We start from the raw sequence: 23,050 nt of genomic DNA, 5'->3' as shown, positions 1-23,050 counted from the left end.
TAGAGCTTCATACAAAGTTCATTTGAGAAGAAACGATAGAAAGCGTAGAGTCCGAAATCGCAAACGTTTGCAAAGCATGCAGAAGGGGCATACCTGCGCCCCGGCTGGGCAGCCGGCGCGTTGAAGTAACGATGATGGCGCTCGGGCATGGCGCTCAGGCGCCACCGCTCCACCCCCGTGAGAAGACGCGAAAGAGGGAGACTCCGCGATGAAACGACTTGCAACGGCAGTGCTGGCCGGGGCCGTCTTGTTCAGCACCGCCCCAACCCAGGCCGAGACGCTGGTCATCGCCGGCCGCGACGGCAGCTACGGAGAGGCCTTGAAGCTGGCCGTCGAGATGTACGAGGCCAGGAACCCCGGCCTCGAAACCGAAAGGCTTGAACTGCCCGGCGGCGGCCTGCTGGAAAAGGTCACCATCGCCATGCGCGAGAAGGCCGGCGCCTACGACGTGATCATGCTCGACGACCCCTGGGCGGTGGAGTTCATGGCCAACGGCTGGCTGGCCGATCTCGACGAACTGGGCGGCGGCGTCGACGAGGACTTCGTGAAGCCGGCCCGCGACGTCTCGCGGTATCCCGTGGGCAGCGGACCCTTCTATGCCGTGCCCTTCGTCGGCAATGTCGAACTCTTCGCCTACCGCAAGGACCTCTTCGAAAAGCACGGTCTCGACCGTCCGCAAAGCTGGACCGACGTGCTGGAGGCCGCGCGGACGATCAACAAGGCCGAGGACGGCATCTCCGGTGCCGTGTTCCGCGGCAAGAAGGCAAACCCCATCGTCACCGGCTTCCTGCCGATCCTCTGGGCCCACGGCGCCCGCGTGGTCGGCACGGACGGCAAGGCGCACCTGGACAGCGACGCCGCCCTGGAAGCGCTGGAGCTCTTCCTGGCTCTCAGGAACTACGCTCCCAAGGGCATCGAGACCTACAACTCGACGGAGGTGCGCGACGCCCTGATGCAGGGCACGACCGCCATGACCATCGAACTCTGGCCCTCCTGGGCGCCTTCGCTGGACGATCCGGCGAAATCCAAGGTTCCGGGCAAGATCGAGATCATGGCCGCACCGGGCCAGGTCCAGGGGCCGGCACCGATGCTGGGGTCATGGCTGCTGGCGGTGCCGGCGGACGCCAAGAACCCTGAGCGCGCCCGCGACTTCATCGACTTCCTCACCTCGCCGGAGATGCAGAAGACCCTGGCTCTGGAAGTCGGCATTCCGCCGACCCGCGCCAGCGTCTACAAGGACGCCGAGGTGATCGACCGTTACCGCTGGTACCCCGCCCAGGTCGAAGCCCTGCAGAACGCCCAGCCACGCCCGCGCATCACCCAGTGGAGCAGGGTCGAGGCTATCCTGGGCGACTACCTGCAGCTCGCCCTGATCGGCGAGATGGAACCCAAGGATGCCCTGGAGGAAGCCAACGGCAAGATCGCCCGTGCGCTGACGCGCTAGGCTTCCGGCCTCACGGGGAGAGGGGACGCCGCGCCCTCTCCCCGTTCCTCTTGGACCCTTTCTTCTTTCGCCCGCGCGCTCTTGGCCTTGAGCGACCGTCCCGCTTCGACGTAAGTCAAAGGCAACTCGCAAGGGACAGACGATGCCAGGCCCCCGCTATCTCCCTCTCCTGCTGCTCGCCCCGGCCATCGCGATCTTCGCGCTGCTGACGCTCTATCCGCTCGGCCGCGGACTCCTGCTGTCCTTCTTCGTCACCGACTACGGCCTCGACGGCGCGCTCTTCGTCGGCACCGAGAACTACAGCGAGTTGTTGGGCGACCGCTTCTTCCGCCGCGCGACCTGGAACACCGTCGTCTTTACGCTTCTGGCAACCGTCAGCGAGGTCGGCCTCGGGCTGATGCTCGCCTTGATGATGAGCCGGAGCTTCCCCGGCCGGCGCTTCGTGATCCCCGCCCTTGTGGCGCCCTTCGTGCTCTCGACCATGGTGGTGACCGCCATCTGGAGCGCCTGGTTCCACTACGACTTCGGTTTCCTCAACAACCTCCTGCGCGCCGCTGCGCTGCCGCCGGTGGAATGGCTCTCAGACCCCGACCTGGCGATGCTCTCGCTGGTGCTGGTGGATCTCTGGCAGACCGCCCCCTTTGCCTTCCTGATCCTCTTGGCCGGTCTGCAAGCGGTGCCGCCTGAGGTTTACGAAGCCGCGCGCATCGACGGCGCCTCGCCGCGCCAGATCCTGCTCACGATTACCCTGCCGTTGCTGACGCCGCACATCCTGCTGGCAGCCCTGCTGCGCTGCATCGACAGCTTCAAGATCTTCGACAAGGTCTACGCGCTGACCGGCGGCGGACCCGGCAACGCGACGGAAACCCTCTCGATGTATGTCTACCGGCTGGGCTTCCGCTTCTTCGATGTCGGCCTCGCCTCGGCCGCCGCCGTCATCATGGTGGTGATCGCCGGCCTGCTGGCCGCCATCTATGTCCTGAAGATCGTCGGCGGCCAATCTCATGTCGGGTGAGGCTCATGTCGGGTGAGGCTCATGTCGGGTGAGGCTCATGTCGGGTGAGGCCATGCCGGGTGACGCGGGACGCGGCCTGACCCCCCGTGCCCTCACCGCCTATGCGGTGACGGCCCTGGTTCTGCTGCCGGTGTTCTGGATGGCCGGCACCTCCGTCAAGCCGCCGATCGAGTTCGTCTCTTCCTCCGTCGATCTGATCCCCAACGCGGTCACCCTGGAGCACTACCGCGCGCTGATGGAAGACGACATCTTCGGCAAAGTCGTCAACAGCCTGATCGTCGCCTTCGGGACCACGGCCCTGGCCCTGCTGGCTGGCTTCCCCGCCGCCTACGCGCTCGCGCGCCTGGAGATGCCGCGGCGTCTGGACGTCGCCTTCCTGGTCTTCGTGCTGCTCATCAAGCTGGCGCCGCCCATCGTGCTGGCCATTCCGCTCTACCAGGTGCTGCGCTCGCTCGGCCTGCTCGATACCCTGGCCGGTCTGGTGCTGGTCTATCAGGTCTATGCCCTGCCCTTTGCCATCTGGATGCTGCTGGGCTTCGTGCGCGACGTTCCCCAAAGCTACGAGGAAGCGGCCCGGATCGACGGCGCCTCGCTGATCCAGCGGCTTGCCACCATCGTGGTGCCGGTCATGGCGCCGGGGCTGGCCGCCACGGCAGTCTTCCTGATGATCCTCAGCTGGAACGAGTTCGCCTACGCCCTGCTGTTCATCCAGACGCCCTCGAAGTTCACCCTGCCCACCTATATCGCCACCCTGATCACCGAGGACGAGACCTTCTGGGGGCGCCTCGCCGCCATCGGCTTCCTCGCCTCCCTGCCGATCCTGGCGATGGTCGGGCTGGTACAGAAGTGGCTGACCATGGGCTTTGCCGGCGGCCTGAAATAGGCGCATGGCCTGAAATAGGCGCATGGACAGTCAGGGGCCGGCCCCCTATAGATGACCGCCATGCGCGATTTCTGGCAGGACTCCGGCTACCACCTCCTCGAGCGGACCGAGCGCGGCCACCTGACGGTGACCGACGACTTTCTGCGCGCCTACATCCGGCGCCCGGAAGTGAGCCCCGTGCCCGAGTCGAACGAGGCCGAGCGCCAGCTCCATGCCGCGCTGCTGCGCAATCCGCGCGAGGCGGTCTCCGAGGAACGTCTGGCAGCGCTGGAGGATGCCGACGCCATCGAAAACTACCGCCTCGTCCTCGCCTTTCGCGACCGCCTGACGGCGGCCGAATCCCTGGAGGACTGCTACCTGCAGATCTTCCTGGCGCCCGAGGGCATTGTCCTACCGCCGCTGTTCCTCGATCAGCTCGCCCACGTCATCGCCCGTTCGATGCTGGAGGGCGAGGAGGACGCGCTGCGGGTCCGGGCGGCGGAGACCTTCTTCCGCGCCCAGAAGGTCACCATCAACGACGGCGCCATCATGGCCGCCGATGCCGAGACCGTGGAGATGTTCGCCACAACCGGCGGCTTCGGCAGTCTGGGGCGTCTGGTCGCCGAGGCGCAGACGCCGCTGAGAACGGTCGAACTGGACGTGGTCAACGAAACCAATGCGGACATCTATTGGGACCGCGCCAGCCGCTACGACACCGTCCTGAACCTGAACTTCGCCGGCACCGGCCTGGACGCCCTCTGCCGGGTCCTGGAGAGATGGGTGAAGCACTTCCTCGATGTCGCGGTGTCGATTCAGCCGGTGCAGAAGATCAGCGACGAGCGCTGGGTCTGGCACATCGGCCTGGACGTTGAAGCGACCAAGATGCTGAACGACCTCTACAACGGCGTCGAGGTCGGCGAAGGCCGCCTGGCCCGCCTGCTCTCCCTCTTCCGCATGGAGTTTCAGGACCCCTCGGTGGTCGCCCCCGGCATCGCCGGACGCCCGGTCTACCTGGCGCTGGCCATGACCGAGTCCGGCCAGCTGCGCCTGAAGCCCCAGAACCTGCTGGTCAACCTGCCGCTGGCCGAGCGCGCCTGAGCCACCGCCCCGCGCGCCACCGCGCCATCCGCCGCTGCCCCACCCGCCGCTGCCCCACCCGCCGCTGCCTCATGCGCCGCCGCCCGGCCGGAGTCCGCCTGCGACACTTTTTGCCACCCCCAAATCCCGCTGCCGGGACGCGTCGACGGAAAGCCCGGGAATCTGCGGATCAGCGGCGGGCGGCGCCCACCGCGACGCCCCGACAGATCGCGCGTTAACGCCTTCTTAACGCAAAATGTGGTGACCTCAGCCACATGTTGTGGTTTAATGATCGTTCGTCACAAGATATGGCAAGTCCTGAGGATTTGCGGGGTTTTCGGGGGGAAACGGCGGTCTTGGGGCTGCTGTTTCTGTCTGGTTTTCCGGACTCCCTGAACCCGGCGCCACTTGGGGCGAAGTGCAGGGCCAACTGACAAGAAAAAGAGACTGGAGATTACCGCATGCGGGTTGCGCGTCGTTTTACGGAAACTGGCAGTGACGTCTATGAGAAAATCGAGTTTCGCCGGACGTCGAGCGAGATCCGCAACCCTGACGGATCCCTGGTGTTCCGCGCCGAAGACATCGAGGTCCCGTCCAGTTGGTCGCAGGTCGCCTGCGATATCCTGGCGCAGAAGTATTTCCGCAAGCGCGGCCTGCCGCTGAAGTCCAAGCCGGTTCCCGAGGACAATGTCCCGGCCTGGCTGTGGCGCTCCGAGCCCGACCACGAGGCCATGGCCGACATCGCCGAGGACGAGCGCTTCATCGGCGAGACTTCCGCCAAGCAGGTCTTCCACCGCCTCGCCGGCACCTGGGCCTATTGGGGCTGGAAGGGCGGCTACTTCGACGCCGAAGAGGATGCGCGCGCCTACTACGACGAAATGCGCTACATGCTGGCCAGGCAGATGGCCGCGCCGAATTCCCCGCAGTGGTTCAACACCGGCCTGCACTGGGCCTACGGCATCGACGGGCCGAGCCAGGGCCACCACTACGTCGACTTTTCCACTGGCGAACTGACCCGCGCCGGCAGCGCCTATGAACATCCCCAGCCGCATGCCTGCTTCATCCAGTCGGTCAACGACGACCTGGTGAACGACAACGGCATCATGGACCTCTGGGTGCGCGAGGCGCGGCTGTTCAAGTACGGCTCCGGCACCGGCACCAACTTCTCCTCGCTGCGCGGCGCCGACGAACCGCTGGCCGGCGGCGGCAAGTCCTCCGGCCTGATGTCCTTCCTGAAGATCGGCGACCGCGCCGCCGGGGCCATCAAGTCCGGCGGCACCACCCGCCGGGCCGCGAAGATGGTGACCGTCGATCTCGACCATCCGGACATCGAGGACTACATCAACTGGAAGGTCGTCGAAGAGCAGAAAGTGGCCGCCCTGGTGACCGGCTCCAAGCTCTGCGACAAGCACCTCAACGCCATCATGCGCGCCTGCCACGCCTTCAAGGGCGAGGAGGGCGCCGAGCAGGCCGACGCTTTCGATCCTAAGAAGAACGCTCCGCTGAAGGCCGCCATGAAGGCCGCGCGCGCCGCCATGGTGCCGGAGAACTACGTCGCCCGCGTCATCCAGTTCGCCCAGCAGGGCTTCACCTCCATCGACTTCAAGACCTACGACACCGACTGGGATTCCGACGCCTACCTCACGGTCTCCGGCCAGAATTCCAACAACTCGGTTCGGGTGCCCAACACCTTCATCGAGGCGGTGCTGAACGACGATCCCTGGAGCCTGATCCGCCGCACCGACGGTCAAGTCCACAAGAAGGTGAAGGCGCGGGAGCTCTGGGACCAGATCTCCTACGCCGCCTGGGCCTGCGCCGATCCGGGCATGCAGTACGATACCACCATCAACGAGTGGCATACCTGCCCCACCTCCGGACGCATCAACGGGTCCAACCCCTGCTCGGAGTACATGTTCCTCGACGACACCGCCTGCAACCTGGCCTCGCTGAACCTGATGGCCTTCCGTGGCACGGGCGACGCCTTCGAGACCGAAGCCTATGAGCACGCGGTGCGCCTCTGGACCCTGACGCTGGAAATCGCGGTGCTGATGGCGCAGTTCCCCTCGGCCGAAATCGCCCAGCGTTCCTACGACTTCCGCACCCTCGGCCTCGGCTACGCCAACCTCGGCGGACTTCTGATGGCCTCCGGCATCGCCTACGATTCCGACGAGGGCCGCGCCCTGGCGGCGGCGCTGACGGCGATCATGACCGGCGTCTCCTACGCCACCTCGGCGGAGATGGCCGAAGAACTGGGCGCCTTCCCGCGCTACGAGGAAAACGCCGAGCACATGCTCCGCGTGATCCGCAACCACCGCCGCGCCGCCTACGGCCAGCGGGCCAGCTACGAAGATCTCTCCATCGCCCCGGTGCCGCTGGAAGGCAACGCCTGTCCGGACAAGAGCCTCATCAAGGCCGCGAAGAAGGCCTGGGACCGGGCACTGGAGCTGGGCAAGCGCAGCGGCTACCGCAACGCCCAGGCAACGGTCATCGCACCCACCGGCACCATCGGCCTGGTGATGGACTGCGACACCACCGGCATCGAGCCCGACTTCGCCATCGTGAAGTTCAAGAAGCTGGCCGGCGGCGGCTACTTCAAGATCATCAACCGCACGGTGCCAGAGGCGCTGCGCACCCTCGGCTACGGCGAGATGGAGATCGAAAGCATCATCCGTCACGCCGTCGGCCACGGCACCCTGGCCGACGCGCCGGGCATCAACCACGACCGGCTGAAGGAAAAGGGTTTCACCGAGGCCGCACTGCAGGCCCTGGAAGCGAGCCTCGCCTCGGCCTTCGACATCAAATTCGCTTTCAACAAATGGACTCTAGGCGAAGAGTTCTGCGTCAAGGCGCTGGGCTTCTCGGCAGCGGAGATGGACGAGGTCTCCTTCGACATGCTCGCCGCCCTCGGCTTCACCAAGAGCGAGGTCGACGCCGCCAATGCCTACTGCTGCGGCGCCATGACCCTGGAGGGCGCGCCGGGTCTGAAGAGCGAGCATCTGCCGGTCTTCGACTGCGCCAACCCCTGCGGACGCCACGGCAGGCGCTTCCTTTCCGTCGACAGCCACATCCGGATGATGGCCGCGGCCCAGCCCTTCATCTCCGGCGCCATCTCCAAGACCATCAACATGCCCGGCACCGCGACGGTGGAGGACTGCAAGCAGGCCTACATGCTGTCCTGGCGTCTCGGCCTGAAGGCCAACGCGCTTTACCGCGACGGCTCCAAGCTGTCCCAGCCGCTGGCGGCCAACCTGCTCGACGACATCGCCGAGGACGACGCCGAACCGCTGGCCGAACAGCTCGCCGAAGCCTCCGGCCCGCAGCGCGCGCAGATCGTCGCCGAGCGGATCATCGAGCGCATCGTCGAACGCAGCCAGGACCGCAAGCGTCTGCCCCAGCGCCGCAAGGGCTACACCCAGAAGGCCATTGTCGGCGGCCACAAGGTCTATCTGCGCACCGGCGAATACGAAGACGGCTCGGTCGGCGAGATCTTCATCGACATGCACAAGGAAGGCGCGGCCTTCCGCAGCCTGATGAACAACTTCGCCATCGCGATCTCCATCGGCCTGCAGTACGGCGTGCCGCTGGAAGAATTCGTCGAGGCCTATACCTTCACGCGTTTCGAACCCTCGGGCATGGTCGAAGGCAACGATGCCATCAAGATGTCGACCTCCGTGCTCGATTACATTTTCCGGGAGCTGGCCATTTCCTACCTTGGCCGCAACGACCTGGCCCATGTGGAACCGTCCGACATCAAGCCGGACGCCGTGGGCCAGGGCGATGGCCAGGGCGACCTGCCGGAGGCCGCGGTGGCGGAGACCGTCCGCCGCTACGCCTCGACCGGCTATGTCCGCAGCCAGCTCCTGGTCGTGAACGGTGGCGCCGCAAACGGCGCGAACGGTGTTTCGGAGACTCTGGGCGCAACCGCCCAGGCCCCTGCGCCGGTCGCATCGAACGGCGCGACCCAAGAGCTCGTCGGCTCCGCAGGCTCCGCCGAAGCCGTTGCCGTCGAGGCCACAGTCATCCGCGAGGTCGATACCCGCCTGGACCGCGTCCGCGAGGCGCGGATGAAGGGCTATGAGGGCGACCCCTGCGGCGACTGCGGCAACTTTACCCTGGTGCGCAATGGCACGTGCCTCAAGTGCGCAACCTGCGGCAGCACCAGTGGCTGCTCATGAGGAGTGGCTCGACAGTAACTCAGGTAGAGCCTCCTACCTGTATGACTCACGTCTGAGTTCTCCCTGTGAACTTGAGGGGTGCCCGCGGCGGCGGCACCCCGCTCTTTTTTCCGGTCCGCTCTTTTTTTGAGGATTGCGGGATCTGACGCCCGATCCTGCCTGCCTGCCGACATCACTCCCAGAATGGCAGGCGGAATTCACCGCCCGCGCAGTTTCGCCCGATCGCGGTCCCTAGCGGCGGCAATTGAACCTTTTCGGTGCCCCTGGCAACCTACCGGGAGCGGCCCCTGACTTTCTGCTTCGCCGCAAGCGTTTCACAGAGTCGCCGTACTCTTGCGCAATGCCGTTTTGCCCCGCGTCCCCGAAAAGGCCCCCAAGATGAGCGATCCTTACGAAACCCGGCCATACGAAACCCGGGAAGATCTGCCCCGATCCTGGGCCGGGGTCTTCGTCGCCGTCGGCCTGGTCTGCGGTCTCGGCGCCTTCGTCCTGACCGAGGAGATCGATGCCTGGGTCTGGCAGTCCGCCCCGACCTTCGCCCTGCTGATCACTGGCCTCGCCTTCTGCCTCTCGGTGAACCCACAGCGCTGGCTGCCAGCAGCCCTGGGCTCCCTTGCGCTCGGCCTGCTGCTCGGCGTCCTCGGCACCACCTTCCTGGAACGCTTCGGGCCCGGTGCCGACCGCTGGCCGGAGATGCCGACGGCAAGGGTGCTGACGCTCTACCTGATTGTGGCGCAGATCGCCCTGCCCTTCTTCCAGACGTGGCAGGAGCGGGGGCAGGAAAGAGGGTTGGAAGAGAACCGATTCAGTTTCCCTTACCAGCGCCTCTTCGCCCATGCCTGGAACAACACCCTGATCGTCGCCCTCAGCCTGGCCTTCGCCGTGCTGCTGTGGATCCTGCTCTGGCTCTTCGCCGCGCTCTTCGATCTGGTGGGCATCGATTGGTTCAGCGACCTGATCGGCGAGCCGGCTTTTTTCTGGCCGGCGACCACGATCGCCGTTGCCTTCGGGGTTTATGCCGGGCGCGACTACCACCGGGTGGTGGTCGCCCTGCGCCGCATCGTCTTCAGCCTCTTCTCGGTGCTCACCCCGCTGTTCCTGCTGCTCTCCCTCGGCTTCCTGCTGGCCCTTGCCACCGGTGGATTCGAGCAGATGACCACCGTGGTCAGCGCCGCAACCACCCTGGTCGCGCTCCTCGTCCTCGGTGTCGTGCTTCTGAACGCGGTGCTGCGCGACGGCAGCGCGGCCACCGACCCCGGCCGGGTCCTGAACGTCTGCGCCGTCGCCCTGGCGCCGGCGCTGGCGCTGCTCTGCGGCTTTGCGGTCTATGCCGTGATCCTACGTATCGGACAGTACGGCCTGACGCCGGACCGCATCTGGATTGCCGTCACCGCCGGCGTGCTGATGCTCTACACCCTGGCCTATCTGCTGTCCCTCGTGGCACGGGAGCGCTGGATGGCGGTCAGCCGCCAGGCCAACATCTGGATCGCCGTGCTGGTGGCCCTGGTCGCCATCGGTCTGCAGACCCCCTGGGGCGACCCCTACCGCCTGAGCGCCGAGAACCAGTACCAGCGCCTTGCCGGCGGCGCAGCCGATCCGGCGCGCTTCGACTACGGCTTTCTGAAGTTCAATCTCGGCAACCACGGCGAGGCGGTCCTGGAGCGGATCGCCGAGGACGCCGGCGTCGCCGACCGGGCGGTGGTTGCCGAGCAGCTCGCCGAACTGGCAAAGGCCGAGACGCGCTGGCAGTGGCGCCAGCCCGGCGAGCAGGAGGTGCGCCGGCTCTCCGTCCGCGAAACGCTGAGCGACCCCGAGCGGGTGACACTCATCCCGCCGGACCTGGCGATCCCGGACGACTTCAATACGGACTGGCTGCATGGCGTGATGGAGCGTTGCGGCAGGCTGGGCGGGCAGGAATGCATGCTGACCGCCATCGACCTCACCGAGAGCGAGGGCGTGGAATACGTCCTGGCCACGCGGTCTGATGACGTGTCACCGATCATGCATCTGTTCGAACGCCGCAAGGACGGCAGCGGCTGGGCCTCGACCTTCATTCCGGTCAGCGCCGAAGCCACCACCTTCTGGTCCGACTTCGCGAGCGGCAGGATCGATGCCGTGACGCCGGCCCACAGGGACCTGAAGGTTGGGGACGAGGTCATCCCGCTGCGCCGCCATCCACCCGGGCCCTGACCGCCCGCGCCGGGGACATCAGCGGGCTTGTGGGCGGACGAGCGGCGGGGCTATGCTCCCGCTCCGGCCCGGAACCCCGGGACCGCCTCAACCAATCACGCTCGCCAAACAAACACTTTGGAGGAACCGCCTGATGGCCGGACAGATTGACGCCCGCCTTGCCGAACTGGGCATCCAAGTGCCTGAAGCCGCCGCCCCGGTGGCCAACTATGTCGGCTACGTACAGACCGGCAACCTGGTCTTCGTTTCCGGCCAGGTCACGCTGAAGGACGGCAGCCCGCAGTATCTAGGCAAGCTTGGGGACTCGATCTCGCTGGAAGACGGTCAGGCGGCGGCCCGGCTCTGCGCCATCAACATCATTTCCCAGGTCAAGGCCGCCTGCGGCGGCGACCTCGACCGCGTGCAGCGGGTGGTGAAGCTGACCGGCTTCGTCAATTCGACACCCGACTTCACCGACCAGCCGAAGGTGATCAACGGCGCCTCCGACCTGATGGTGGAGGTTTTCGGCGACAAAGGCCGGCACTCCCGGGCCGCGGTCTCCGCCGGCTCCCTGCCCATCGGCGTGGCGGTGGAGGTGGAAGCCGTGGTGGAGATCGCCTGAGACGCGAAGCGCCGCACAACCCGGGGCCGGGCGCCGCCGACGCGGCGCTTGACCTGGGCCCGGGCCGGCGCGACAAAGTATCTTCATGCCTGATTCGACCCGTGAGCTGCCGGCCGAGGCAGCGGATTTCCTGGCCCGCCACCCCGATACCGTGGCGCTGGACTGTATCCTGGCCGACCTTTCCGGCGTCGTCCGGGGCAAGCGCTATCCCATAACCGAGATCGGCAAGATCCTGCAATCCGGCTTCGCCATTCCGGGGTCGGTCTTCATGCTGGACAGCCAGGGGGAGAGCCACGATCCGGACGGGCTCGGCTTCTCCGACGGCGATCCTGACTGTCTGGTGAAGGTCATTCCCGGCAGCCTGAAGCCGGTGCCCTGGACCGAGCGTCCGCTGGCCCAGGCCATGATCACGCTGGAGACGGAAGACGGCGCGCCCTTCTACTACGAACCGCGTAATGTGCTGGCGCGGGTGCTGGAGCGTCTGGCCGAACTGGACCTGCGCCCCGTGGTCGCTTTCGAGCTGGAGTTCTATCTGATCGACCGCGAGCGCCTGCCTGACGGGGCGCCGCAGCCGCCGCGCTCGCCGGCGACCGGCCGCCGCGAAGCCGGCACCCAGGTCTACGGCATCAGCGCGCTGGACGCCTATTCCGGCTTCCTCGACGACGTGACCCGCGCCTGCGCCGCCCAGGACGTGCCGAGCGGCGCGATCACCGCGGAGTACGCCGCCGGCCAGTTCGAAATCAATCTACAGCACATCGACAACCCGCTGCAGGCCGCCGACCACTGCGTGCTCTTCAAGCGGATCGTCAAGGGCGTGGCCCAAAGCCACGGCCTGCAGGCCAGCTTCATGGCCAAACCCTATGCCGAGCGCGCCGGCAGCGGCCTGCACATGCATGTCAGCCTGCTGGACCCCGCCGGGCGTAACGTTTTCGACGGCGGCTCAGCGCCGGCCAGCGATACCCTGCTGCAGGCCATCGGCGGCACGCTGGACCTGCTGCCGGAAGCCATGGCGGTGCTGGCGCCCAACGTGAACTCCTACCGGCGCTTCCAGCCCAACATCTTCGTGCCGACCCAGCGCTCCTGGGGCTTCGAGAACCGCTCCGTCGCGCTGCGCATACCGACCGGAAAGGGTCCCGCCCGCCGCATCGAGCACCGCCTGGCCGGCGCCGACGCCAACCCCTATCTGGCGCTGGCCACCCTTCTGGCGGGCCTGCACCACGGCATCACCGGCAAGCTCGACCCGGGCCCGGCCTGGGACGGCAATGCCTCCGCCGGCTACGACGCCGGCCTCCCCTTCCGCCCCAAGCGCGCGCTGGAGAAGCTGACCGAGAACTGCCGCCTGGCGGACTACCTCGGCGCCGATTACCTGCGAGCCTACCGCGCCTGCAAGGAGAAGGAACTGGAGCTTTTCGAGGCGGAGATCAGCCCCCTGGAGTACCGCTGGTTCCTGCAGGCCGAGTGATCCTGCCCGCGCCCCCGCTTATTGCGGCAGGGAGATCGAAGGCTCGAAGAGGCCGGGGTCCAGATCCTGCCGGCGGATGTTCCGGCGCTCGATCTGAAGCGGCTCGCGAAAACCGTCGACCAGGATCTCGCCTTCCGCCTTCATGACGATGCCGTCGGCCGTCACCCAGAGATCGAGGACGACGGGCTCCCGCTCCTCGGCGCCTTCGCCGGTGGGGCGGCGGACGGCCTGGAAGTGGCCGACCGTTTCACCCTCGATCTCCGCGTCGGAAAGCTTGCGGACCTCGAAGGTCCTGAGCTCGCCGATGGGCGGCAGGAGCGCCGCCTCCGCATAAGGCATCTCGAAGAGCTGGCTGCTTTCCAGGAACATCATGTAGGCCCGGTTCCGGTCGGGACGCAGGATGGTCACCTGAAGCCGCTCGTCGACGGTGAACTCCTGGCGCTCCCAGCTTCCCCGGTGCAGGGTCTTCATCTCCAGGCTGTCGCCGGCATAGGTGACGAGGGTCTCGGCGGTGTAGGACGCCCGGGGCGCGGGCAGCAGGCCAGCCTGTCCTGTGTCCCGGGTCTCTGCAGCAACCGGCAGAGTGCAGAGGAACACCAGGAAGAAAAGCGCAGATAAGCGCTGCAGTCTGGTTGAAATGGTCAAAAGAATCATTGCCTTGCAGGCTAAGGCCCGCAACCGGGAAAGTCCATGCCCTGCGCCGTCGCTGCTCGCGAGGTGGCCCTTGCAACCGCCCGCATAAATGTCATCTCCTAGAGCAGAGCCCGCGCCCGCTACGAGGACCCATGCCGGACGGAAACGACGCCCTTGCCGTACAGGTGATCAGCCGCATCGCGGAGGTCTCCGCCGCCGACTGGGACGCCTGCGCCGGCGACAACCCCTTTGTCAGCCACGCTTTTTTGAATGCCCTGGAGGAAAGCGGCTCGGCCACCGGGGAGACCGGCTGGCAGCCGCAGCACCTCGTGCTGCCCAACCCGGCGGGGGGCCTCTACGGCTGCGTGCCGCTTTACCTGAAATCCCATTCCTACGGAGAGTACATCTTCGACTGGAACTGGGCCGACGCCTATGAACGCGCCGGGGGCCGCTACTACCCGAAACTCCAGTGCTCGGTTCCCTTCACCCCGGCGACCGGCCCGCGCCTTCTGGTGCATCCGGACGCACCTCAGGACGAGATCCTGACCGGCCTCACCGCGGCGATGATCGAACTGGCGCGGCGGCACCGTGTCTCCTCCCTGCATGTCACCTTCGCGCCGCGCGAGCAGTACGACCACCTGGGCGCGCTCGGCCTGTTGCAGCGGCTTTCCGTGCAGTATCACTGGCAGAATCGGGACTATGCCGACTTCGACGCCTTCCTCGCCGACCTCAGCTCACGCAAGCGGAAGGCGATCAAGAAGGAGCGCCGCAAGGTGGCGGAAAGCGGCATTGCGCTGCGCGCGCTCACCGGCGACGAGATCGCGCCGCATTACTGGGACGCCTTCTTCGGCTTCTACATGGCGACGGCGGACCGCAAGTGGGGCCAGCCCTACCTGACGCGGGAGTTCTTCCACCAGATCGGCCGCGATCTCGGCGACAGGGTGGTGCTGATCGTGGCGGAGTACGAGGGCGAACCGGTGGCGGGCGCCCTGAACCTGCGTAGCGATACCGCCCTCTTCGGGCGCAACTGGGGATGTCTCAGCCGCTTCAAGTTCCTGCACTTCGAAACCTGCTACTATCAGGCCATAGACTACGCCATCCGCCACGGCCTTACCTGGGTGGAGGCCGGCGCCCAGGGCGAGCACAAGATCCAGCGCGGCTATCTGCCGACGGCCACATACAGCGCCCACTGGATCGGCGATCCCGGCCTTCGCGACGCGGTCGAGCACTTCCTTGAGCGCGAGCGCGACGCGATGAGCCAGGAGATCGCACTCCTGGGACGGCACAGCCCTTTCAAGGCCTGCGACTGACCGCCCTCTCCGCCGCTCCGTGACCCTTTCAGCCCGCCCCTTCGCGTTGCGGCCAAATTGACCTAGCGCAAGGGCTTTCTCCCGTCGGCAGGAGATCATGACGCTTTGTTGACAAGAACTGACCCGGTGGCGCACCGGGGTGCGGCGGGCCGCCGCCACGAAAAGAACAGGCAGGGAGTTTCCGATGAACGTCAAGATCGCCGACCTCATGGCCAAGCGTGTGCTGACCGCGCAGCCGCACCACAGCCTCGACCACGTGCGCGCGATGATGGAGCGCAACAGAATCCATGCGGTCCCCATTGTCGGCCCGCAGCACGAGGCTCTGGGCATCGTCACGACGGCGGACGCGGCCCGCAAGGTAAAGGGCGAATCGCCGGTCAAGCGCATCATGTCGAACCATGTCTACTGCGTGCCCGCCTACAACGACGTCAGCGCCGCCGCCCGCATCATGCGCAAACACAAGATCCACCACGTGGTTGTCACCCACGAGAAGGCGGTGGTCGGGATCATCTCGTCCTTCGACCTGCTGAAGCTGGTCGAGGGCCACCGCTTCACCATGAAAGCGGCCCCCGCCCAGACCAAAAAGCGCAGCCGTCGCTGAAGCCGGCGCCAGGCAATGACCATCGGAACGCCGCAGCCAAGCGAAGCACCGACGGACAGCGGCGCGGAGCGGGAAGCCTTCCAGCTCTTGCAGGCGCGCCTGCCGGAGATGTTCCGCGAAGTCTTCGCCCACGACGAGGCGCCGCGCAGCGTCGTTGTCCTGCCGAGCTTCAGCCTCGATGCGGACGTCATGGCAAAGATCACCGGCGTCGAGCACTACGAGGAGCGCATGCTCTGCCTGCTCCTGCTGCTGCGGCTGCCGCGAACCAAGGTGATCTTCCTTTCCAGCGAGCCGATGCCGGAGTCAGTGGTCGACTACTATCTGCATCTGCTGCCGGGTGTCCCTGTCCGCCATGCCCGCCAACGTCTGACCCTGCTGTCCTGCCATGACAACTCACCGCGGCCGCTGAGCGCGAAGATCCTGGAGCGCCCGCGCCTGATGGAGCGCATCCTGGCAGCGATTCCGGACCGCGCGGCGGCGCACATGACCTGCTTCAACGTCTCCGGCTCCGAACGCGATCTCGCGCTGCGCCTCGGCATTCCGATTTACGGCTGCGATCCGGATCTGCTGCCTCTGGGATCCAAGAGCGGCGCCCGGCGCCTGTTCCGCGAGGCGGGTATCGAGATTCCCGAGGGCTCCGAAGGCCTGGGCGACTCGCAGGACCTGGCCGGGGCTTTGAGCGCACTGAAGGCCAAGTTCCCGGACCTGCGCCGCGCCGTGGTGAAGCTGAACGAGGGATTTTCAGGCGAAGGCAACGCTATCTTCGATTTCGCCGGTGCGCCCGCCGGCGCGGGGCTGGAGACCTGGGTCAGGCAGCACCTGCCCCAGCTGCGTTTCGAGGCTGCCGGCATGACCTGGGACCTCTACGAGGCCAAGGTGCGGGAGATGCAGGCCATCGTGGAGGCCTTCATCGAAGGCTCCTCGAAGCGCTCGCCGTCGGCGCAGTTCCGGGTCGACCCGACAGGCGGCCTGGAGGTCATTTCAACGCATGACCAGGTGCTCGGCGGCTCGGCGCAGCAGATCTTCCTCGGCTGTCGCTTTCCGGCCGACGAAGCCTACCGCCTGGAAATCCAGAACGAAGGCCTGAAGGCCGCCCGCCTGCTGCGCGACCGCGGGGTCATCGGGCGCTTCGGCGTCGACTTCATCTCGGTGCCGGAGGCCGGGGTCTGGCGCCACTACGCCATCGAGGTGAACCTGCGCAAGGGCGGCACCACCCACCCCTACCTGATGCTGCAGTTCCTCACCGACGGACGCTACGATCCCGCCAGCGGCCTCTACCTGGCGCCGGGCGGGCGGCCCTGCTTCTACTGCGCCTCGGACAACATCGAAGACGAGCGCTACCGTGGGCTGACGCCCGACGACCTGATCGACATCGCCGTGTTGAACGGGCTGCACTTCCACGCCGCCACCCAGGAAGGGGTGGTCTTTCACATGTTCGGCACCCTCTCCCAGTTCGGCAAGTTCGGCATGGTCTGCCTCGGCGGCACGCCGGAGCGCGCCCGCGAGCTTTACGACGAGGCCCTGGCAGTGCTCGACCGCGCGGTTCGATGACAGGAAAAAGGGCCCGGCGCCGTCAGGCGGCCGGGCCCTGTTCTGTGCCGGATTGCGAAGGGCTCAGTCGGCCAGAACCTTTTCCGACTTGGCGTTGCTGCCGCCCTTGGGGCCCTTGCGGCCGCCGCGGCCACCGCCGCTGCCCTTGCCGCCCGAGCCCTTCCTGCCCTTGGTCTGCTCCGCCTCGGTGAAGCTGAAGGTGGGAATGCCGTCCTCGATGCCGACGCGCACTACGCCGCCCTTGGAGAGTTTGCCGAAGAGAAGCTCCTCGGCCAGCGGCTTCTTGATCTGGTCCTGGATCACGCGGCCCAGCGGGCGCGCGCCGAACTGCTTGTCGTAACCCTTCTTGGCCAGCCATTCGCGGGCTGCATCGCTGAGTTCGATGGTCACCTGCCGGTCGGCCAACTGGGCCTCCAGCTGGATGACGAACTTGTCGACGACGCGGGCAACGACCTCCGGCTGCAGGCTGTCGAAGGGAATAATGGCATCCAGGCGGTTGCGGAACTCCGGCGTGAAGAGCTTCTTGATCGCTTCCTCGCCGTCCTCGGTGCGCAGGTCGCGGCCGAAGCCGATGGCCTGCTTGGCCATGTCGGCGGCGCCGGCGTTGGTGGTCATGATCAGGATGACGTTGCGGAAGTCGACCGTCTTGCCGTTGTGGTCGGTCATCTTCCCGTAGTCCATGACCTGCAGGAGGATGTTGAAGAGATCCGGATGGGCCTTTTCGATCTCGTCCAGCAGCAGCACGCAGTGCGGGTGCTGATCGACCGCATCGGTCAGCAGGCCGCCCTGGTCGAAGCCGACGTAGCCCGGAGGCGCGCCGATCAGCCGCGAGACCGAGTGCCGCTCCATGTACTCCGACATGTCGAAGCGGGTCAGTTCGATGCCCAGGGAGTGGGCGAGCTGGCGCGCCACCTCGGTCTTGCCGACGCCGGTCGGCCCGGAGAAGAGATAGCTGCCGATGGGCTTTTCCGGTTCCCGCAGGCCGGCGCGCGCCAGCTTGATCGCCGCCGAGAGGGCGGTGATGGCCTGATCCTGGCCGAAGACCATGGTCTTCAGGTCGCGCTCCAGGTTCTTCAGCGCCGTGCGGTCGTCCTTGGAGACCGACTTCGGCGGGATGCGGGCGATCTTGGCCACCACGGCCTCGACATCCTTCACGCCCACGGACTTCTTGCGCTTGGATTCGGGCAACAGCATCTGCGAGGCGCCGACCTCGTCAATCACGTCGATGGCCTTGTCCGGCAGCTTGCGGTCGCCGATGTAGCGCGCCGAGAGCTCCACCGCCGTGCGGATCGCCTCGTTGGTGAAGCGCACGTTGTGGTGATCTTCGTAGTAGGGCTTCAGGCCGCGCAGGATCTTGACGGCATCCTCGATCGACGGCTCGGTGATGTCGATCTTCTGGAAGCGGCGCACCAGGGCCCGGTCCTTCTCGAAGTAGCTGCGGTACTCCTTGTAGGTGGTCGAGCCGATGCAGCGCAGCAGGCCGCTCTGCAGGGCCGGCTTCAGCAGGTTGGAGGCATCCATCGCCCCGCCGGAGGTGGCGCCGGCGCCGATCACGGTGTGGATCTCGTCAATGAAGAGGATGGCATGCTCCTGGGCCTCGATCTCCGAGACCACCGCCTTCAGCCGTTCCTCGAAGTCGCCGCGGTAGCGGGTGCCGGCCAGCAGCGCGCCCATATCGAGGGCGAAGATGGTGGCGTTGTGCAGCACCTCGGGCACCTCGCCGGCGACGATGCGCCGGGCCAGACCCTCGGCGATCGCCGTCTTGCCGACCCCGGGATCGCCGACGTAGAGAGGATTGTTCTTGGTCCGCCGGCACAGCACCTGGATCGTGCGGTCGATCTCCTCGCTGCGGCCGATCAGCGGATCGATGCGCCCGTCGCGCGCCTTGCGGTTCAGATCGACGCAATAGGCATCCAGGGCCTCGCGCCCCTTGCGCACCACCTTTTCCGACTCGGTGTCGTCGTCGGAGCCCTCGACCGTACGGCTCTCCTCGTGGCCCTTGGCCTTGGCGATGCCGTGGCTGATGTAGTTCACCGCGTCCAGGCGGCTCATTTCCTGTTCCTGGAGATAGTAGACGGCGTGGCTTTCCCGCTCGGAGAACATGGCCACCAGGACGTTGGCGCCTGTCACCTCCTCGCGCCCGGAGGACTGGACGTGGATGGCCGCGCGTTGCAGAACCCGCTGAAATCCCGCGGTCGGCTTGGCGTCGCCGAGCTGGGCGGTGATCAGGCTGGACAGTTCGTTGTCGATGTAGTCGAGGATTTCGGCGCGCAGCCGCTCCAGGTCCACGCTGCAGGCCCGCAGCACCGCCATGGCATCCGGATCGTCGATCAGCGCGAGCAGCAAGTGCTCCAGCGTTGCATATTCATGGCGCCTCTCGTTGGCGCCGGCCAAAGCACGGTGGAGCGTCTGCTCTAAGTTCGCCGATAGCATCCGGGCCTTATTCCTTTTCTAGGGTGCACTGGAGAGGGTGCTGATGTTGACGGGCATAGTCTATCACCTGCGTCACTTTTGTCTCGGCTACCTCGTAGGTAAAAACGCCGCAGACGCCGACACCGCGCTGGTGGACATGAAGCATGATGCGGGTCGCCTCTTCGCGGTTCTTGCTGAAGAACTGCTCAAGCACGTGCACGACGAACTCCATGGGCGTGTAGTCGTCGTTCAGCATCAACACCTTATACATCGACGGCTTTTTCGTCTTGGGCTTGGTCTTGACGATAATGCCCGTCGAGGTGCCGCCACCGCTTCGTTTGTCTTCACTCATAATCCAACACTACGCATCAACACACTCTGTCCGTCCCCACCATCATATTGGTTCAATCTTCCATCGGAAAAGACCCAAGAGGCTTACCGCCAACTTAACGCGAAGGTTTCTCGGTCGGGTTAACGGCGTCCCGACACCTGTCGGCAGGATCCCGCCCGAGCGACCGCGAAGGGGGCCGACATACCCGGCGGACCGGAGCCGTCCGCATGCGCCCGAGTCGCGGCTCCGGTTCCCTGCGAAGAGTATGCCACGACCGTAAGGCGGCCCGAAGCTGGCAGCCCGGAATGGGTATTTTTTCTTACAGAATCGGCCAGCAGAATCGCTCGTGCGAAGCGCAGCCTCCAGGCAAAGCCGGGGATGAATGAAAAGCGATCGTGACATGGGTCCGAACGCGGCCGAAAACAAGAGGGCCCGGCGCTATCGCCGGGCCCCATCGAACTGTTCTGAAGCTCTCTGTCCTGAAGCTCCCTGCCCTGAAGCTCCCTGCCCTGAAGCTCCCTGCGAAACGCCGGTCAAACGGCGCCCGGAGCAGAAGGCGAAGCCGGTCAGGCTGCTACAGGCTTCATCATCTTCTCGACGGTGACCGCGGCGCGCGACTGCAGCGGTTCGAAAGCATCGCTGGCCATCGCAATCGACAGGCCGGCCAGCTTGGCGGTCTCCGCCATCAGCGACTCCAGGCTCTTGCGCGAGTACTCGCTCTGCAGATCGAACACCTCGTGCAGGCTCTTGGCGGTGGCAATGGACTGCGCCGTCTGTATGCCGGCTTCCAAAGCATCGCGGGAAAAGGACACGACCTCTTCGCCGAAGGTCTCCACGCCCTTGGCGACAACCTCGGAGGAACGCACGCAGGCTTCCAGGTTGTCCTTGCTCAGCCGGCTGACGTCGTCGTAGCGCTGGAAGACGTTGGAGGAGGCTTTGTCGACCTGTTCCTGGGTCAGTGCAAAGGCCTGCTCGTACGACTTTACCGCAGCCTGGGTCCCGGCCTTGAACACGGCCTCGAAGGTTTCCTGGCCGGCCGCCACCGCTGCCTCAACCGGCTTGAAGGCCTCTTCGGCCATCGGTTGGATGCTTTCCAGGGCCTCGACGGCCGGCTCCAGCGGCAGCAGCGGTGCCTTCACCTCCGGGGTCGCCGGCTTGGGCGTGGCGGGCTTCTTCGGCGCCGCTTTTGCGGCCTTTGCCGAGGCTTTGGGCGCTGCAGATTTGGTGGCGGCGCGCTTGGTGGCGGTGCTTTTGGTAGCGGTGCGCTTGGCGGCGGCGGCTGCCTTGGCGGGGGACTTGGTGGTGGCCATAGGGGATTTCTCCTGGCGTTTGTCTGCGTTCGATGCTTGCGGGCCCCCGGGATCTGCCGTCAACCGACCTTGGTCGCGAAGCCGCCTCGAATGCGCATCCTGCGGTTCGGCACCGGCAGCCCGCCCGCCTGCGCCCGACCGGTGCGCACTTCGGGGCGGCTCGAAAAACGGGACCGCATGTTGCAATGCAACATCGGCTCAAATCTAAAAGCCTCCCTCGTGAAGTCAACAACAAATGGTGCACTGCAGCACGAGACAGCGGAGCGGCCGGCTGGCCGCCGGTCTGCGGCGGATTGGCCGGTTGCTGGCAAGCCACCCCTTTGGCAATATCCGCCGCAGGTGTTCGGCAGACTCCGGAGTCCCGCAGCGCAGCGGCGGCCGGGTGGGCGGACGGCGGTCGGAAACGGAGCGACGGACAGCGCGATGACCTATTGTCTGGGTGTGAAAGTGAGCGAAGGCCTGGTCTGTCTGGCCGACGGGCGCATCACCAGCGGCAATCAGGTGACCAACGCGCAAAAGCTGTCCCTGCACGGTCCGGAGGGCGCCCAGTTTGCGATCATGACCTCAGGCCTGAGATCGCTCCGCGACAAGACCCTGGCCTACCTGGAACGGGACATGCGCAAGAACCACGCCACGGGGTTCGCCTGCCTGCTGGACGCCGTCACGGCCTACTGCGCCTGCCTGCGCCAGGTCGCTGAGGAGGACCGCGAACAGATCGAGGGGTCCGACCTCACCTTCAACCTGCACAGCCTGATCGCGGGCGCCCAGCCGGAAGACAAGGAACCCAGCATCTTTCTGGTCTATCCCGAAGGCAACTGGATAGAGGTGGACCGGCGCACCCCCTACCTCTCCATCGGCGCCACCGCCTATGGCAAGCCGATCCTGGACCGGGCGCTGAACCACGATACAGCCATGACAACGGCCCTGAAGCTGGGCTACCTGTCTTTCGATTCCTCCCGCTTTTCCTCTGCCGACGTCGGCTTCCCCATCGATCTGGCGACCTACAGCCCGGGCGAGCGGCGCTGGCGGACCGCGCACTACGATTACGACGACCTGCGCGAGCAGCGCATCTGGTGGAACGAGCACATCACCCAGCTGGCGGTGCGCATGCCCGACGGCCCCTGGGTGAAGGAACTGCGGCCCGGCAGCCACACGGCCCATCTGACCATCGTTTCGGAAGACGACACCTGAAGTACCCGAGAGGGTGAAGTGTCCCCTCAGAGGGCCAGGTTGCCGGCGAGACCGTTCTCGCCGACACGCAGCGTGAAAAAGCTCCCTGTCTTGTCGCTGGCGTCGCGGCGCTGCGGCACGGTGGCGCGGGCCCGCGCACCCGGCGGCGCGTCTTTGGGCGGGCGCACCGCCACTTCGGTGCCGTCATGCGCAAAAAGCACCTCGGCAAAGGCAATTCCCGCGAATCGCTCCGAGGGAAACAGCCAGGCATTGAAAGAGAACACCCCGTCCCGGCAGAGGCTGCTCACCCAGTAGGTCTCCTCCGAGTAGAGATTGAGGCCGGCCGGCGCCGCCCGGAACGCACCGCTGCGCTCCAGGGCGGCGATCAGCTGCGCCAGATCCTCGGCGTCGAGCTCGGTTTCGCTGGTGGTCCAGCGTGCCCAGGCCAGCGGGTCGCGAAGATCCAGCCGGCTGACCGGGAGGCCGCTTCGGCCCTGGACCCGGGTCGTCAGGCGTGCGCCGCCCGCCGCCTGTTCGACGACCTCGTAGCTGCGCAGCTGTTCGTTGTAGTCGGCGTTGTAGACCAGCCGGAACGCGTCCGGCGCTCCTTCGACGCAGCGCGCCCGGATGTCGTCGCCGTTCAGATAACTGAACCAGGTGGCCTTGATTGTGGCCGGACTGTCGATATCGCCGCGATAGGTGCAGGCTGTCAAACCGCCGGCGGCCACCGCCAGCAGCAGAAGACCCCAAAGACCGCGGAGCCCGCCCGAGCGTTCGGCGGTTCTCGTATCGCAAATCATCGCCTACCTCCTCTGCGCCGACCGACTCTCCGCGTTCAATGCGCGCCAGGATGGCGTCGCGCGGCCTGCTGTTCGCCGACCCGGATTGCACCACGGCGCATGCATA

17 protein-coding genes are annotated in these 23,050 nt (G+C 66.2%); 12 read left to right on the top strand and 5 right to left on the bottom strand.

Annotated features, from left to right (window positions below; all coding sequences use genetic code 11):
• Positions 1 to 208: 208 nt before the first annotated feature.
• The 8 genes from ACO06P_RS21365 (at position 209) to ACO06P_RS21330 (ending at position 12,826) form a co-directional block, all read left to right on the top strand.
• Positions 209 to 1,444: an ABC transporter substrate-binding protein gene (locus ACO06P_RS21365; protein WP_420347252.1), complete on the top strand. Its 1,236-nt coding sequence runs from the start codon at positions 209 to 211 to the stop codon at positions 1,442 to 1,444.
• 142 nt (positions 1,445 to 1,586) lie between these two features.
• Positions 1,587 to 2,459 (top strand): carbohydrate ABC transporter permease, encoded by an 873-nt coding sequence (locus ACO06P_RS21360; RefSeq protein ID WP_420347251.1) that lies wholly within the window; start codon positions 1,587 to 1,589, stop codon positions 2,457 to 2,459.
• A gap of 37 nt (positions 2,460 to 2,496) precedes the next feature.
• Positions 2,497 to 3,342, top strand: a complete 846-nt coding sequence (locus ACO06P_RS21355) for a carbohydrate ABC transporter permease (RefSeq protein ID WP_420347250.1) — start codon at positions 2,497 to 2,499, stop codon at positions 3,340 to 3,342.
• Between the two features lie 51 nt (positions 3,343 to 3,393).
• Positions 3,394 to 4,419: a DUF6352 family protein gene (locus ACO06P_RS21350; protein ID WP_420347249.1), complete on the top strand. Its 1,026-nt coding sequence runs from the start codon at positions 3,394 to 3,396 to the stop codon at positions 4,417 to 4,419.
• A 440-nt stretch (positions 4,420 to 4,859) separates the two neighbouring features.
• A complete protein-coding gene (locus ACO06P_RS21345) occupies positions 4,860 to 8,573 on the top strand; it encodes a vitamin B12-dependent ribonucleotide reductase (protein ID WP_420347248.1) in 3,714 nt (1,237 codons plus the stop codon).
• A gap of 378 nt (positions 8,574 to 8,951) precedes the next feature.
• Positions 8,952 to 10,763 (top strand): DUF4153 domain-containing protein, encoded by a 1,812-nt coding sequence (locus tag ACO06P_RS21340; RefSeq protein WP_420347247.1) that lies wholly within the window; start codon positions 8,952 to 8,954, stop codon positions 10,761 to 10,763.
• 133 nt (positions 10,764 to 10,896) lie between these two features.
• Positions 10,897 to 11,364, top strand: a complete 468-nt coding sequence (locus ACO06P_RS21335) for a RidA family protein (protein WP_420347246.1) — start codon at positions 10,897 to 10,899, stop codon at positions 11,362 to 11,364.
• An 85-nt stretch (positions 11,365 to 11,449) separates the two neighbouring features.
• A complete protein-coding gene (locus tag ACO06P_RS21330; RefSeq protein WP_420347245.1) occupies positions 11,450 to 12,826 on the top strand; it encodes a glutamine synthetase family protein in 1,377 nt (458 codons plus the stop codon).
• 18 nt (positions 12,827 to 12,844) lie between these two features.
• Here ACO06P_RS21330 and ACO06P_RS21325 read toward each other — a convergent pair whose 3' ends face one another.
• Positions 12,845 to 13,471 carry a hypothetical protein gene (locus ACO06P_RS21325; RefSeq protein WP_420347244.1) on the bottom strand — a complete coding sequence of 209 codons (627 nt, stop codon included), beginning with the start codon at positions 13,469 to 13,471 and terminating at the stop codon, positions 12,845 to 12,847.
• A gap of 140 nt (positions 13,472 to 13,611) precedes the next feature.
• Here ACO06P_RS21325 and ACO06P_RS21320 point away from each other — a divergent pair, with 140 nt between their 5' ends.
• From ACO06P_RS21320 to ACO06P_RS21310, 3 genes are all read left to right on the top strand, one after another.
• Entirely contained in the window at positions 13,612 to 14,769 is a 1,158-nt protein-coding gene (locus tag ACO06P_RS21320; protein ID WP_420347243.1) for a GNAT family N-acetyltransferase, read from the top strand.
• 184 nt (positions 14,770 to 14,953) lie between these two features.
• Positions 14,954 to 15,370 carry an HPP family protein gene (locus tag ACO06P_RS21315; RefSeq protein ID WP_420347242.1) on the top strand — a complete coding sequence of 139 codons (417 nt, stop codon included), beginning with the start codon at positions 14,954 to 14,956 and terminating at the stop codon, positions 15,368 to 15,370.
• 15 nt (positions 15,371 to 15,385) lie between these two features.
• Complete coding sequence (locus tag ACO06P_RS21310) at positions 15,386 to 16,921, top strand: peptide ligase PGM1-related protein (RefSeq protein WP_420347241.1); 1,536 nt, start codon at positions 15,386 to 15,388, stop codon at positions 16,919 to 16,921.
• A 63-nt stretch (positions 16,922 to 16,984) separates the two neighbouring features.
• On the opposite strand, the gene clpA is transcribed toward ACO06P_RS21310, so the two are convergent.
• The 3 genes from clpA to ACO06P_RS21295 form a co-directional block, all read right to left on the bottom strand.
• On the bottom strand, positions 16,985 to 19,354 hold the full coding sequence (gene clpA, locus ACO06P_RS21305; RefSeq protein WP_420347240.1) for an ATP-dependent Clp protease ATP-binding subunit ClpA: 2,370 nt from the start codon (positions 19,352 to 19,354) through the stop codon (positions 16,985 to 16,987).
• 7 nt (positions 19,355 to 19,361) lie between these two features.
• Positions 19,362 to 19,685 (bottom strand): ATP-dependent Clp protease adapter ClpS, encoded by a 324-nt coding sequence (gene clpS / locus ACO06P_RS21300; protein ID WP_420347239.1) that lies wholly within the window; start codon positions 19,683 to 19,685, stop codon positions 19,362 to 19,364.
• A 545-nt stretch (positions 19,686 to 20,230) separates the two neighbouring features.
• A complete protein-coding gene (locus ACO06P_RS21295) occupies positions 20,231 to 20,974 on the bottom strand; it encodes a phasin family protein (protein WP_420347238.1) in 744 nt (247 codons plus the stop codon).
• Between the two features lie 423 nt (positions 20,975 to 21,397).
• Here ACO06P_RS21295 and ACO06P_RS21290 point away from each other — a divergent pair, with 423 nt between their 5' ends.
• Entirely contained in the window at positions 21,398 to 22,165 is a 768-nt protein-coding gene (locus ACO06P_RS21290) for a peptidase (protein ID WP_420347237.1), read from the top strand.
• Positions 22,166 to 22,191: 26 nt separating this feature from the next.
• Here the strand turns inward: ACO06P_RS21290 and ACO06P_RS21285 are convergent, their stop codons facing one another.
• Entirely contained in the window at positions 22,192 to 22,944 is a 753-nt protein-coding gene (locus tag ACO06P_RS21285; protein WP_420347236.1) for a hypothetical protein, read from the bottom strand.
• Positions 22,945 to 23,050: the final 106 nt, after the last annotated feature.

The organism is Pelagibius sp., from assembly GCF_965227505.1.
Classification (GTDB): domain Bacteria; phylum Pseudomonadota; class Alphaproteobacteria; order Kiloniellales; family Kiloniellaceae; genus Pelagibius.
This window is presented reverse-complemented; position numbering and strand designations above follow the sequence as displayed.

What these genes read in the sequence shown, in the direction of transcription:
- ACO06P_RS21335 (WP_420347246.1), top strand. Translation starts at nt 10,897, where the DNA reads ATGGCCGGACAGATTGACGCCCGCCTTGCCGAACTGGGCATCCAAGTG.
- ACO06P_RS21330 (WP_420347245.1), top strand. Translation starts at nt 11,450, where the DNA reads ATGCCTGATTCGACCCGTGAGCTGCCGGCCGAGGCAGCGGATTTCCTG.
- clpA (WP_420347240.1), bottom strand. Translation starts at nt 19,354, where the DNA reads ATGCTATCGGCGAACTTAGAGCAGACGCTCCACCGTGCTTTGGCCGGC.
- clpS (WP_420347239.1), bottom strand. Translation starts at nt 19,685, where the DNA reads ATGAGTGAAGACAAACGAAGCGGTGGCGGCACCTCGACGGGCATTATC.
- ACO06P_RS21315 (WP_420347242.1), top strand. Translation starts at nt 14,954, where the DNA reads ATGAACGTCAAGATCGCCGACCTCATGGCCAAGCGTGTGCTGACCGCG.
- ACO06P_RS21355 (WP_420347250.1), top strand. Translation starts at nt 2,497, where the DNA reads ATGTCGGGTGAGGCCATGCCGGGTGACGCGGGACGCGGCCTGACCCCC.
- ACO06P_RS21285 (WP_420347236.1), bottom strand. Translation starts at nt 22,944, where the DNA reads ATGATTTGCGATACGAGAACCGCCGAACGCTCGGGCGGGCTCCGCGGT.
- ACO06P_RS21350 (WP_420347249.1), top strand. Translation starts at nt 3,394, where the DNA reads ATGACCGCCATGCGCGATTTCTGGCAGGACTCCGGCTACCACCTCCTC.
- ACO06P_RS21345 (WP_420347248.1), top strand. Translation starts at nt 4,860, where the DNA reads ATGCGGGTTGCGCGTCGTTTTACGGAAACTGGCAGTGACGTCTATGAG.
- ACO06P_RS21310 (WP_420347241.1), top strand. Translation starts at nt 15,386, where the DNA reads ATGACCATCGGAACGCCGCAGCCAAGCGAAGCACCGACGGACAGCGGC.
- ACO06P_RS21295 (WP_420347238.1), bottom strand. Translation starts at nt 20,974, where the DNA reads ATGGCCACCACCAAGTCCCCCGCCAAGGCAGCCGCCGCCGCCAAGCGC.
- ACO06P_RS21320 (WP_420347243.1), top strand. Translation starts at nt 13,612, where the DNA reads ATGCCGGACGGAAACGACGCCCTTGCCGTACAGGTGATCAGCCGCATC.
- ACO06P_RS21290 (WP_420347237.1), top strand. Translation starts at nt 21,398, where the DNA reads ATGACCTATTGTCTGGGTGTGAAAGTGAGCGAAGGCCTGGTCTGTCTG.
- ACO06P_RS21365 (WP_420347252.1), top strand. Translation starts at nt 209, where the DNA reads ATGAAACGACTTGCAACGGCAGTGCTGGCCGGGGCCGTCTTGTTCAGC.
- ACO06P_RS21360 (WP_420347251.1), top strand. Translation starts at nt 1,587, where the DNA reads ATGCCAGGCCCCCGCTATCTCCCTCTCCTGCTGCTCGCCCCGGCCATC.
- ACO06P_RS21340 (WP_420347247.1), top strand. Translation starts at nt 8,952, where the DNA reads ATGAGCGATCCTTACGAAACCCGGCCATACGAAACCCGGGAAGATCTG.